This is a genomic window from Spiroplasma endosymbiont of Polydrusus formosus (genome assembly GCF_964263245.1).
In the GTDB taxonomy this organism is placed as follows: domain Bacteria; phylum Bacillota_I; class Bacilli_A; order Mycoplasmatales; family Mycoplasmataceae; genus Spiroplasma.
Window position 1 is genome coordinate 1,385,248 of the sequence record NZ_OZ181656.1, and the last position, 13,026, is coordinate 1,398,273.

General features: G+C 24.9%; 12 protein-coding genes and 1 pseudogene. 5 read left to right on the forward strand and 8 right to left on the reverse strand.

Going from position 1 to position 13,026, the window contains the following annotated elements:
* Nucleotides 1-1,061: 1,061 nt before the first annotated feature.
* Both ACE38S_RS07480 and ACE38S_RS07485 read right to left on the reverse strand, forming a co-directional pair.
* A pseudogene (locus ACE38S_RS07480) lies at nucleotides 1,062-2,046 on the reverse strand (IS30 family transposase).
* A 202-nt stretch (nucleotides 2,047-2,248) separates the two neighbouring features.
* On the reverse strand, nucleotides 2,249-2,398 hold the full coding sequence (locus ACE38S_RS07485) for a hypothetical protein (protein WP_374697068.1): 150 nt from the start codon (nucleotides 2,396-2,398) through the stop codon (nucleotides 2,249-2,251).
* 114 nt (nucleotides 2,399-2,512) lie between these two features.
* Here ACE38S_RS07485 and ACE38S_RS07490 point away from each other — a divergent pair, with 114 nt between their 5' ends.
* Nucleotides 2,513-2,875, forward strand: coding sequence for a hypothetical protein (locus tag ACE38S_RS07490; protein ID WP_374697069.1), 363 nt, complete (start codon nucleotides 2,513-2,515; stop codon nucleotides 2,873-2,875).
* 208 nt (nucleotides 2,876-3,083) lie between these two features.
* Nucleotides 3,084-3,395 carry a hypothetical protein gene (locus tag ACE38S_RS07495; RefSeq protein WP_374697070.1) on the forward strand — a complete coding sequence of 104 codons (312 nt, stop codon included), beginning with the start codon at nucleotides 3,084-3,086 and terminating at the stop codon, nucleotides 3,393-3,395.
* A gap of 223 nt (nucleotides 3,396-3,618) precedes the next feature.
* Here the strand turns inward: ACE38S_RS07495 and ACE38S_RS07500 are convergent, their stop codons facing one another.
* Nucleotides 3,619-4,569: an IS30 family transposase gene (locus ACE38S_RS07500; protein WP_374695926.1), complete on the reverse strand. Its 951-nt coding sequence runs from the start codon at nucleotides 4,567-4,569 to the stop codon at nucleotides 3,619-3,621.
* A gap of 739 nt (nucleotides 4,570-5,308) precedes the next feature.
* On the opposite strand from ACE38S_RS07500, the gene ACE38S_RS07505 reads away from it, so the two are divergent.
* Nucleotides 5,309-5,509, forward strand: a complete 201-nt coding sequence (locus ACE38S_RS07505; RefSeq protein ID WP_374697071.1) for a hypothetical protein — start codon at nucleotides 5,309-5,311, stop codon at nucleotides 5,507-5,509.
* Between the two features lie 34 nt (nucleotides 5,510-5,543).
* Nucleotides 5,544-5,927 carry a hypothetical protein gene (locus ACE38S_RS07510; RefSeq protein ID WP_374697072.1) on the forward strand — a complete coding sequence of 128 codons (384 nt, stop codon included), beginning with the start codon at nucleotides 5,544-5,546 and terminating at the stop codon, nucleotides 5,925-5,927.
* A gap of 505 nt (nucleotides 5,928-6,432) precedes the next feature.
* On the opposite strand, the gene ACE38S_RS07515 is transcribed toward ACE38S_RS07510, so the two are convergent.
* Entirely contained in the window at nucleotides 6,433-8,019 is a 1,587-nt protein-coding gene (locus ACE38S_RS07515) for a TrkH family potassium uptake protein (protein ID WP_374697073.1), read from the reverse strand.
* A gap of 102 nt (nucleotides 8,020-8,121) precedes the next feature.
* Here ACE38S_RS07515 and ACE38S_RS07520 point away from each other — a divergent pair, with 102 nt between their 5' ends.
* Entirely contained in the window at nucleotides 8,122-8,823 is a 702-nt protein-coding gene (locus ACE38S_RS07520; RefSeq protein ID WP_374697074.1) for a potassium channel family protein, read from the forward strand.
* A gap of 333 nt (nucleotides 8,824-9,156) precedes the next feature.
* Here ACE38S_RS07520 and ACE38S_RS07525 read toward each other — a convergent pair whose 3' ends face one another.
* The 4 genes from ACE38S_RS07525 to ACE38S_RS07540 all read right to left on the reverse strand — a co-directional run bounded on the left by ACE38S_RS07525 (nucleotide 9,157) and on the right by ACE38S_RS07540 (nucleotide 13,026).
* Nucleotides 9,157-9,375 carry a hypothetical protein gene (locus ACE38S_RS07525; protein WP_374697075.1) on the reverse strand — a complete coding sequence of 73 codons (219 nt, stop codon included), beginning with the start codon at nucleotides 9,373-9,375 and terminating at the stop codon, nucleotides 9,157-9,159.
* A gap of 106 nt (nucleotides 9,376-9,481) precedes the next feature.
* Nucleotides 9,482-9,664, reverse strand: a complete 183-nt coding sequence (locus ACE38S_RS07530; protein ID WP_374697076.1) for a hypothetical protein — start codon at nucleotides 9,662-9,664, stop codon at nucleotides 9,482-9,484.
* Nucleotides 9,665-10,115: 451 nt separating this feature from the next.
* Complete coding sequence (gene gatB, locus ACE38S_RS07535; protein ID WP_374697077.1) at nucleotides 10,116-11,558, reverse strand: Asp-tRNA(Asn)/Glu-tRNA(Gln) amidotransferase subunit GatB; 1,443 nt, start codon at nucleotides 11,556-11,558, stop codon at nucleotides 10,116-10,118.
* Nucleotides 11,551-13,026: an amidase family protein gene (locus ACE38S_RS07540; protein WP_374697078.1), complete on the reverse strand. Its 1,476-nt coding sequence runs from the start codon at nucleotides 13,024-13,026 to the stop codon at nucleotides 11,551-11,553. Before ACE38S_RS07540 ends, gatB begins: the two co-directional genes overlap by 8 nt.

Below are 13,026 nucleotides of genomic sequence, written 5' to 3' on the forward strand. Positions count from 1 at the left end.
CGATTAATTGTGCTTTTAACAACATCAATTTCATAATTATTAGTAAAATTTTGATAAAAAAGTTTTAAAGTCACAATTAATATACATAAAATTTTGTTTTTTGGATAAATTATTATTTATTTTTTCTTAAATCACAAAATAATTTTATTACCCCCTTACTTAAACCAAATAATTTAAGTCGTAACGATAATATCATCATTATTTAAAAAAGTATAAATTTTTATAAAAACTTGTACTTTAAAATTAATTAATCATTAAAATTTTTTCTTATATTTGTTTGATAAATTTTAAAATGTTGTTCATGTATTTGTATACATTTTATAAACAAATAATAGTACCATAAAACCATCAATCCTTTTGTGTGAACTTTTTAAATTAGCATAATATTTACTTTGCTATCTGTTATAAGTTTTGTGTTATCTAAATTTCATTTAAAAATAGGGTGATTATTATAAATGATTTTATCATCATAAAACAATGAAACAATCAATTTTATTAATGGTGATATTGTATATACACCATTTATTACAATTTATGTTCTATTAGAAAAACCCATTTTATTCCAATTTTTCTTTTATATAATCTGCATAGTATCTATCGTATCCAGTTTTTACACAAATTAAATTATATTTTTAATAGTTTCAATAATATAATCAATTATTTCATCTCTATTCACAACAGATCAAAGTGTAAAAGTTATGTATCCTTGTTTTTCTCAAACATAATATAAAACTTTGTCTTCTTTTTTATTTTCATAGGTTCTTTCTCGATAAATAAAAAATGTAGCAAAATAAAAAAAATCACCAGTTTTTTTCGGGTATTAAAATTACAACAGCAGTTAAGTCCATTGTTTGTGATAAATCAATACCAATATTACAATATTTATTTTTGTAAATTATAAATTCAAATTCCACACTTTATTCAATTTTATTATAAAATAAAAAAATAAGCATTCAATATAATTTTATTTTTAAAATTATTGTATTTTTATCTTAAATTTATTAATTTTGACACACTAAAAATAGTTTAATAAATTATTTGATTAATTCAATAAAAAATTATTAAATATGTGATGATAAATTTAAAAATAATTGTTGTGAATTTAATCACTGTAAACAAATCCTTGGTTTATTGTTAATAATATCAATAATTCAATCTATTTCTTGTTGCATAATAATTGTTAAAATCTGTTCCTTTAGGAAATCAATGTCTAATATCTCTATTAATTATTTCAACTAGTGGTTTTTGAATAGGTGTTCCATCATCACAAAAACAAACATAGTACAAGTAATTTTTTTATTTCTTTTCAGTTACTAAATTATTTACCTCAATCTGTTATTGTTCCTTTCATTTTACCTATTAAATTATTATTTATAACAATATCTTTAAATTTTGTTATAATTTCGATAGTACTATGATTTTTAAATTTCATTGCAAAGTAATTATTACTTGACTGTTAAAATAATACCAAACAACTATAATGATGGTTTTTTCCACAATAATATCCATTTCAAATCAACCAACACTAGAAACTTTATTTTCAATATCTCAAATTGATTTAAAATTAATTAATTTTCCATTATTATCAGGTTTTTGTTTTGTTTTATATTTTTTACCACGATGAGGCAAATTTTGTTTTATTAATTATAATTTTCCTAATAGAATTAATTTATATAAAATTTTAACACAAGCAGGAAATTTAACACCAAATTTTATAAAATAACGATAAATCAATTGTTCGAGTGTATCGTGGTATTTATTAAATATTGTTTTAATAAAATCTAACTGCTTTTTTGTAAATTCAGGTATTTTTTTAATACATTTTTTACGCTTTTGTTTATAATATTTGTGAACATCTGATGGTTTATAATCTTGTATATTTTTAAATCGTTTAATTTCTCTTTTAACAGTGTTAATTCCACAACCAATTTGTCTTGCTATTTCTGATAAATTAATCGCACCATTTTTCTTTTTACAAGCATCAGATAACAATAAATTCTTAAAAAAATCTCGTTCATCAAATATTAAATTTTTAAATTTTTTCATTTTTATACAAATTATCTTCATTTTTTCTTATAATGTATTATATGTAAAATAAAGAGGTTAATAAATATGCAATAATTTAGTAAAGTTAACAATAAAAAAAAATTAATAGTTATAAACATTTAAATAAAAAATATGATTTAAATTTTAGTTACTATAATTTTGGTTTTGATTGAAAAATATTTAAAGATTTCGTTGATGATAGTTATGCCCGATATTTTACAACGAATTGTTTTTTAAAGTTTGTTTCAACTGGAAGAGGTACTAATAAAACGTGGAATCATCTAGCGGAAAAATTATTTTTTGCTTGTAATTTTACCGATGCTTCATCTAATATTTTACGAAGATATGCCAATACCCATGAAGATACTACATTTGGCGATACAATTAATGTATGTAATTACTACTTATATGATAAAAAATATGGGGTTGATATCGGACCTGATAATAGAAATGGCGTTATTTATTTGTGTGACCGAAAAATGTTAAAGAAAGTGATGAAATTGTTTTTCCTAGTGGTATTCGCATTACTTTTGCGGGATATGCGAATGGCAATAAAATTATGGGGAAAGTTGGTAAAGGCAGTGGTATTATCTCAGCTTGAACTGATGAAATGATCCATGCCGAAGAAAAAGAAATCTTAACGGATAAAGAACTAGATAAAAGATATAATAATTTAAGAGTTTCAATGTTTCGTTCAAAAAGTTTAAAAGTGTCTTATGAAAAATATACTGATGAAAATGGCAACGAACAATATAATTTAGATAATCCTATCGCAGTTAAAGAATTATCTTGGACATTTCAAGAATTAGATAATATGACAAAAATATAGCACCGTAACAACATATTTTCATAAAACATATGCCAACCAATTTACTTTTAATCCTTTTGATAAACAACATGTCTTTTATGAAAAATTTGTCACGCCGTATTTACCGTTAAATGAACGAATAAAAACGCTTTTAAAAGAACATAATCAAGTATATTGCGAAAACAACCAAGCATTTAATGGTTTAGGAATTTTTAATTTACGCTTAACAATGGGGGCTGTTTGAAACAAAATTCCGGATATTCTTCAAAAACTTGTTTTAACAAATAAAGAAGAACGACCAGATTTATTTGAATTAGAATATTACGGTTTTGAATATAACGATAATGACCCCAGCATTTATGTTTTACGAAATTATCGTAAATATATCCAAGAATATAACTTGCAAGATTTTTATAACACCAATACAAAACAGTATCAATTTGATAGTTATGCAATTTGTGTTGATTATGCTAATGGTGGTGTTTTGATCATACGGTATTTTTATTTAGTAGTTATAAAATTAATAAAATGTGCTATGTAGATACAAACAGCAAATTTATATATTATTAAATTATTTACCAAATAATAAAACAGCAGAAAAATAAGATTAATGTTATGAAAAAGATTTTAAGTATTTTACAAGCAATTGGAATTGTTGCAACAATTCCAATTGCTTGTAATTCAAATAATAATTATAAGACAAGTATTAGTATTATTAAAGAATAAAAAAATAATTTTATGCCTAATTGTAAAGTTAAGTGCAACTAAATTATTTTTCTAACCAAATATTCGATTGGTGAAAGATAATTTAGTATTTTTCTTGGTCTATGGTTTAAAGACAATATAAATTTATGAACTGCATTTTTCGTGGTATTTGAAAAATTAAATTTTTTAGGAAATTTTTCTCTAATTAACCCATTAGTATTTTCATTAGTACCTCTTTGTCAGGGTGAATATGCATTAGCAAAATAAATTTTCACATTTAAATTTTTTTCAAGTTGTTGTCAATTAGCAAATTCTTTACCTCTATCAAATGTTATAGTTTTAACAAGATTATTTGGAAGAATTGATAAATAATGGCTAATGTTTTCGTTAATAACTTTAGTAGTTCTATTTTCAACTAACATTGCTAAAGTAAATCTTGATGTTCTTTCAACTAAAGTTATTAAACATGATTTACTTTTACCTCGCGATGATACTATAGTATCACCCTCTCAATGGCCAACAGTTATGCGATTATTAACATTAACATTTCGTTCTTTAATTGATTTACCATTAAATTTACCGCGATTTTCTTGAGATTTTCGTTTCTTACCTTTTCTTCTTAAATTTTTATTAGTAACCTTTTCAAGTAATCCAGAATAAATTCAATTGTAAATTGTTTTAAAACTAATAATTCATTCTTTATGAAAATTTTTAATTCTTCCATAAATTTGTTCAGGCGATCAACCTAATAATAATTTTTGTTGTACATATTTTACTAATTCTCTATTTTTAAACTTATGAAAATAAACATGTGATTGTTTTCTATTTTCTGCTTTATTTTGTGCAATTAATGAAAAATAATGATTATTATCTTTATTTCTATTAACTTCTCGAATAATAGTACTAATACTTCGATTAAGATTTTTAGCTATTTCACTAATTTTTAATTTAAATTTCAATTGATTCTCAATATAAATTCTTTCATCTATGCCAAGATGTTTATATCCCATATAAAAAACTCCTTGCTTTAATTTTTCTAAAATAAACTTAGCATCATGAAATTTTTATATGAAATTTTTTGCAATTTTATTTACTTGCACTTACAAGTATAATTTAGCTAATAAAAAATTTTAAAGATAAATTAAATTTAATTATAGTTAACATTATTAATTTAGAAAAAGTACTTAAAAATAATAAAATTGAAATTAAAAATAGTATAATACAAGTTTGATATTTAAAATAATAACAGTTTATTTAAACTAAAAAACAAAAACAAGAAAATAGGGTTGAATATTCTAATAAATTGACACTTGATATGGGGTTAGACATGGATCAAATTTAAGATGAACAAATTCGTGCTATGGGAAGATGTAACAAAAATTGAGTAAGAATTAGAAAAAAATACTAGTAAATTTCGGAAAGAAAAATTATTAGTTAAAGATATTAATATATTAGATATTAATGATGATTTTTTACAAGAAACCGATAAATTATAACTTATTAATCTTATTAAAAACTATTTAATTATTGATGAACAAATTGTTAAAAACGAAATTAAAAAATAATGAGATAGTAATAAAGATATTAATAATATTGGAGTTAACGGAATTAAATTTAAAATAAATAAATGAGAAAAATAAAATGACAAATTAATTACAACGGTATATTAAAGGTGCAATTATTAAATACGAATTAAAAGTTAATGAAAAATTCTTAAAATAAAATATTTTAGCACTTGAAGAATTAAAAATGAAAAAAGGACAAAGTTATTTACAATTAATTAATAATGCAGATAATACAAAAATTACGGCCTTAGGAATTATTAATTTAAGTAATAAAGGTTTAATTTTTGGAAAGGATTTTAATATTATTTCATTCAAAAATAAATTAACAACTATTATTGATAGTTCTGTTTTTCAAAAAGAATGGAACAAGAAAATTGAATGTTAAAAAGAGAAATTTTTTATAAAAGTGAAAAATTTGTATGAGATACCGATTTACAAAAACCAAAATTACATGAAATAGATTTTATGACAAATACCCCAGTCAATATAAAAATATTGTTGGTGCTTATGCTTTTGTTGTTAATCGTTTAACTGGTGAAACAAAAGGAATTTTATTAATAAAAGCCGATATTGACCGTTTAAAAAATAGTAGTTCAAGTGGAAATAGTGAATATTCACCTTGAAATAAACGACCAAAAGAAATGGTTGAAGCAAAATTATATCGTAAATTAACACAAGAATTAAGTGTAAATATTAATGACATTGATTTAGATGAAAAAGAAATAAAAGAAGATGATAATTTTAATTATATAATTTTTAATGATATTATTGTCACTAAAAATCAGAGGAAAATAAGCAATTAAACAATATCAAATAATATAAAAATATCACAACAGTCCATATAAAAAGTGTCCTAAAAAGGGTTGCTAATCCACCAATGTCATTAACATTGCAAATGGTTTTTCTAAAGTAAATAAATGTTATATAACCTGCTTTCGTTTACTAAAAATCTGATTATATTATTTATAATCAGATTTTTAGTAAGTCAATAATCATTTTATTTAATTAAAAAAAAATCTAAATTATCATCAATATGTCTAAAAACAATATTATGTCTTGCACTATTTAATAATTTTACAAATTAACTATTATTTTTACCAAAAGGACATAATATTTTGCTATTAGACTTCAATAAAGGGTTTTACTGTATACTCTTGAATATATCATTAATCATTTATATTTATTTTTGTTAATAAATGTTTATTAATCATACCGAATTTATCATTTTAAATGTAAAAACAGCTTTTACGCGGTATTATTATAAATTATTAAATGTATGTGGTGTATTATAAAAGACCATTTTTTAAACTAACCAATTAAAATATTTTCCTCAACATAACTATATTCTTTTTCACTGCTGCCATGAATTGAAACTAATAAAGTTGAAGAAACCCCTAATTGTCCAATAAACATTAATAAAATCAAGATTAAAGTACTTAAAACATCAAGATTATATATATCTTTAAAACCTAATGTATTTAATCCCGTTGTTCCAAAGGCACTACAAATCATAAAAAAGATATTTAAGACATCAAGATTAGGATTTTCCGAACTAATGCAAATAACAGCAATGGCAATTAAGGCTCCCGAAATAATGGTAACTCCCAGGGCTCGTTTTACTGTTTCATTTGGAATTTTTCGTTTAAAAACATTAACACTATTATTATTCCGAATAATGGACCAAATGGTAATGATAATAACAGCTAATGTTGTAGTTCGAATTCCTCCTGCTGTTGAAGATGGGGCTGAACCAATAAACATCATAATTGACATTATAATCCGAGTCCCTGGTAAAAATTGTTCTATATCAACCGTTGAATAACCAGCATTTCTGGTTGACATTGTATTAAAGAAAATATTCATAAAACTATTCCAATTTGAAGTTGAATTTCGTAAAATATTTTCAATATAATTACCTTGAATACTTAACGTATTAATATTAGTAAATTCAATCAATCAAACAATAAAAACCCCAACAACCGATAAACCAACATAGGTAATTAAATTAATTTTTGTAAATAAAGTGAATTTAGCATGTTCTTTACGTCGTCATGCCACTAATTTACGTTTTAAGTCATAAAAAGTTGGAAATCCTAAACCTCCAATAATAAATTGAAATAAAAAGACAAACTGAATAAAATAATCGCTATTATAAGGCATTAATGATGAATTACCAATAATATCAAATCCAGCATTATTAATTGAAGAAATCGAATGGAAAACCCCACTTCATAAACTTCGTCAAAAATTATGGTAAGTAACATTATCAATCATATATTTCTCTTCAATTGATAATTCAGAAAAATAAAAATTGCAAAACAACAAAATTGCTCCAAAACACTCTAAAATAATTAAGAAAATAAAACTATTTTTAATTAAATCAATTGTATGACCAAAATTACTACTTCCTCGTTCACTTTGTACTAACATTTTATCTTTAATTGAAATTCGCCGTCCTAATCAAACAAAAATCATAACTTTAAAAGTAACGATTCCAAAACCACCTGTTTGAATCAATATTAAGATTATTAACTGCCCTCAAAAACTATAATCAGCCGCTGTGTTGCTAATCGTAATCCCTGTATCGGAAAAAGCACTTGAAGCAGTAAATAAACCAACTAAATAATTCCAACTAAAATCATAACGCTCTATGATAATATCCCCCTTACGATCAGAAACAGTTCAACCACCATTAACAACACCGGGAATAGATAATAATAGTCCACCCAAAAAAACAATTAAAATATAAACTAAAAATAATCTTCCTGATATTTTTGAAAAAGGAAACCAATGGTGACGTCGTGTCAATGGCGTACTGGGGTCATTATTTCGTCGTTGTTTACTACAACTTTTTCTTTTAAAAATATTTTTAAAATATAATTGAAAAAAAACCATGCGCTTCCCTCTTCCATTAGTATTATTATATACTACAAGTTATTAATTGTTGATAATAATAAAAAAATAGTATAATATAAATATGTAATAAAAAGGGGTATAATGGCACGAAGAAAAAGTTTTGCAATTATTGGATTAAATAACTTTGGACGTTCGATCGTGGAGACATTAATTGCGCGAAAACAGCATATTATGGTTTTTGATATTGATCAAACAAAAGTTAATAATATGATTGCTAGCTACGACCAAGTTGATGGGGTTTCCTTAGATTCAACAGTTAAAACAAATTTAATTGAACAAGGCTTAGACCAATACGATACTGTCATTATTACTATGGCAAGTAATATTGAAACTAGTGTTTTAACAATTGTTGGATTACAAGATATTGGTATTACTAATATTATTGCAAAATCAAAAGATATTCGTCATACGCGAATATTAAAAGCGTTAGGAATTAAAAATATTGTACAGCCCGATACAATGGCCGGAAGTATTACCGCAACAAAAGCAATGTTTGATATTGATGTTGAAATGCAAACTGTTGATGAAAATTATGCTTCATTAATTATTCAAGTAACTGATTCAAGTATTGAGGGACAAACACTATCAGAACTTCGTTTTATTAATAACAAAGATTATAACATTGTTTATGTTAAACGTAAAGGTCGTGTTATTTTGCCCGGAGATGTTGAAACAATTAAATTAGATGATGAATTATTATTTATTGCTAAAATTAATGCAATTAATGATTTAACAATTAAGTTACAAAAAATTAGTCAAGAAAATAAAAAAGATGGTAAATAAAAGACTGTACCCATTTTAGTAAGTACTAATAAAAAGTATTTATTATTTTTTTAATTATATCTTTTTATTTACGATTTTAATACCATGTATTTCATTTTATAACATTTTTTATATATTATTCGTGTGAATTATATATTTTCTTATTTATTGTAGCTTTTTTAAGTAATGAATGAAAACTTTTTATAACAATATTATCTGCATAGTGGTATTTTTTCCTTATTGAAATTATAATACCGTTGTTAGATAAACATTTATCGTGATAAATAGCGAATTTATATTGATATCCGTGATCTGAGTTAATTATTATGCCATTCAGATCTTTTTTTATTAATTTTATTTTTTAATTGCATCATTTAAATTATCCATTACTAATTTATTTTTGTTATATTTAGATCACTTTACATCAACTATTTCTTTAGTATATTCATCAATAATTGTTGATTGATAATATCTTTCTCTTTTTCAAATTAAATATGTTACATCAGTATATAGTACTAAAAACCTTGTTTTTATATCATTGAATTTACAATTAATTAAATCAGGATATTGCAATAAAATTTTTTATTTATTTATTATGTTTATACTTCATTTTTCTTCTCATTTTTCTTACATATTCAGGTTGTATTTGATTATTACACATAATCCTTAAAAATTTTTTTTAATTATATTTTATATCATAATATTCATTTAAATATTTAGTAATTCTTCGGTATCTAAATTGTTTTAAATTTTCTTCATATACTTTTGCAATATCATTTATTGCTTTTTTATCTTTTTTGCTACTGTCATAATTTTTATATCTATCTCAATAACTACGTTTTAACCCTGTTATTTCTAGCAATAATTTTATTGAATACTCACAACAATTTTGTTTAATAAAAGAGACGATTATTGGTTTGCTTAATTGTAAAAGTCATGGAGCTTTTTTAGTAATTCAATACCTAACTTTGTAATAATTTAAATCTTTTTTTCTAAATGGTTTTTTTGACTCTTTTTGTGTATTTAAAATTCCTTTTTAAAAATTTCTTTGTCATTAATCAAGTGTTTTTATATTTATTTTAAATTTTTATGCAACATAAATAAATGATATTTGTTCAATTTCTTTTATTGTATTTTTTCGAAATTCTGCAGTATATGTTTTAAATTTTTGCCCTTTTCTTGCCATATAAAATGCACCCCTATAAAAATTTAGCAAAATCTTTTTTTATTTTACTTACTTTTTGGGGTGCACTATTTAACCATCTTTTTTATTTTACTTACTTTTTGGGGTGCACTTCTTTAACCATCTTTTTTTATTGTCCTTGTTTCGCCGTAATTAATTCCAAAACAACTTTTTGGCCAATTTCTGGAGCAACTTGTTCTTTTGTTAATTTCATTAGTTCACCCATAAAAAACTTAATTACTCGTTCTGGTCTTTGTTTATATTGAACTAATATTTCTAAGTTAGCCGTGAAAACCGGTTCAATAATTGCTTTAATTTCCGCCGGATCACTAATTTGTTTTAATTCTAACTCAGCAACTATTTTAGTTGGAGAATAATCTTCAACTAAAATCCGTTGTAACACCTTTTTAGCTTGTTTATTTGAAATTACATTATTATTAATTAGGGTAATCATTTCCACTAAATTTTGGGGTGTTAAAGCCGTTTCAGTTAATGTTAATCCTTTTTGATTTAAATAAGTACTGGTATAACCAATTAAATAATGAGCAATTGTTTCATAATGCGATGATAACTTAATTGCTTTTTCAAAAAAATTCATTAAAGCATAATCTTGTAAAATAATTTCAATATCAGTCGTTTTTAATTTTAATTTAGTTAAATAGCGGTTTCGTTTTGTTGATGGTAACTCTTGCGTATTTTTAAGAACCTTTTTCATCCATGTTTTATCTAATTTAATAGGAAAAATATTTGGTTCAGAAAAATATTTATAATCAATTGAATCGGTTTTGTGACGCATTAGCACTGTTGTTTTTGTTTTTTCATCAAAACGACGAGTCTCTTGAGGAACTGTTTTCCCCATTAATAAAATTTCCGTTTGTCTTTTAATTTCATATTCAATTGCCTTTTCAATATTTGCAATTGAATTAATATTTTTTAATTCAACTTTATTTCCAAATGTCTTTGTCTCAACTGGTCGCAATGAAATATTAACATCACAACGAAGTGAACCCTCATTCATTTTGGCATCGCTGACTTGAGTATAAACTAAAATTTCACGTAAAGCTTCTAAATATTTCCGGACTTGAAAAGCAGAAGATAATACTGGTTGTGTTACAATTTCAATTAATCCAATTCCGGAACGATTATAATCTAATAATGTGCAATCTTCTTCGTGCGTTTGTTTTGCTGTATCTTCTTCAATATGTAACCGTTCAATTTTTACTTTCAACGGTTTCCCTTTCTCATCAATAATTGTTAAAACTCCATTTTTCCCAATTGGATAATATTGTTGTGTAATTTGAAATCCTTTCGCTAAATCAGGATAATAATAATTTTTACGATCAAATTGCACAATCGGATTAATTGTTAAATTAAGCGCCTGACACGCAATTAAAGATAATTCAATCCCTTTTTTATTAACCGTTGGCATTGTACCTGGATAACCAACATCAGTTGGATTCACCATACTATTTGGTTTTTTTCCGTAACTAACTGCTCCTGTGGAAAACATTTTGGTTTTAGTTTTTAATTCCACATGATTTTCAATTCCAATCACTACTTCAAAATTAATCATGGTTTTTCCCTCCTTGTGGCGCCACTTTATTTTTAATACCAACAATTTCTTCGATTAATAAACTAGCATTAAAGACTTTTTGATCCGCAAAAGGAGCTGCGTTAACATTAATCCCAATTGGCATTTCTTCAAGATAGGCAAAAGGAGTAGTTAACGAGGGATTACCCATTAAATTCCCTAATAATAATAAATCATTAACATAATTTTCTAATTCAGCTTCTGTTAAAATTTTATCTTTAATTGTACTAATTTTTGGAGCAATCGTTGAGGCAGCTGGCAATAATAAAATATCATATTCAGCAAAAACAGCAGATAAAGCATCAACAATTAAACGACGAATACGTTTTGCTTTCAAGAATAATAATGTTTGGTTATCTTTTGTTAATACATAAGAACCAATAACATAACGACGTTTAACAAAGTGGCCAAAACCATTTGTTCGAGAATTCATCATTACTTCTCGGTAGGTATCCCCCTCAACTCGTGTTCCAAAATTAACTCCATCTAACATCGAATGACTACTTACTGCTTCAGCAAAAGAAATCACCATATAAACCGGCATTAATGCTTTTAATAAATCCTCGGAAAAATCAATCGCTGTTACACTAATTCCAACTGCTTTTAAATTGTCATATAATTGTTCAAATTGTTCTCTAATTTCATCGTCCAGAATTAAATGAGCATTTTTTAAATAAGCAAATTTCTGTTTTTTAGCATCGGAACTTGATAAATTTTTAAAATAACCATACTCTTTACTTTTTAATGATGTCGCATCCTGATGATCTTCTTGCGCTAAATAGTCAAAAACAATCGCGATATCTTCAACAGTTCGTGTAAAGTACCCAACAGTATCCAACGATGGAGCATAGGGAAAGACACCATAACGCGAAATTAAGCCATAAGTTGGTTTAAAACCAACAACACCACAATACCCAGCGGGTTTTCGCACGGAATCACCCGTATCGGTTCCTAAGGAAAATGGGACGACCCCAGCAGCAACAAGAGCCGCCGAACCTGATGATGAACCCCCTGTAATGCGGGTTAAATCTCATGGATTTAAAACATCACCTGTTAAGGCATATAAACCATGCCCTCCCATTCCTAATTCATCAAGGGCACTTTTCCCTAATAAAATACTATTATGTTCTTTTAAAATATTAGTTACTGTTGATTCATAATTTGGAACAAAATTTTCTAAAATTTTTGAACTAGCTGTTGTCTTAATCCCTTTTGTTGCAAAATTATCTTTGACAAAATATGGCAAAGAAAATAAATAATTATCCTTTGGAACAACAAGGTCGTCTAATTTTTTAGCCAAGATCGCAGCTTCTGTTGCTAATTCGGTTACTGTTGCATTTAAAATTTGATGCTGTTCTAAATTAGTAAAAGCATCTTTAACAATTCACGATGGAGTAATTTTTTTAGTTAATAAAAGTTGATGCAGTTCTTTAATTGAATAATATGTCAT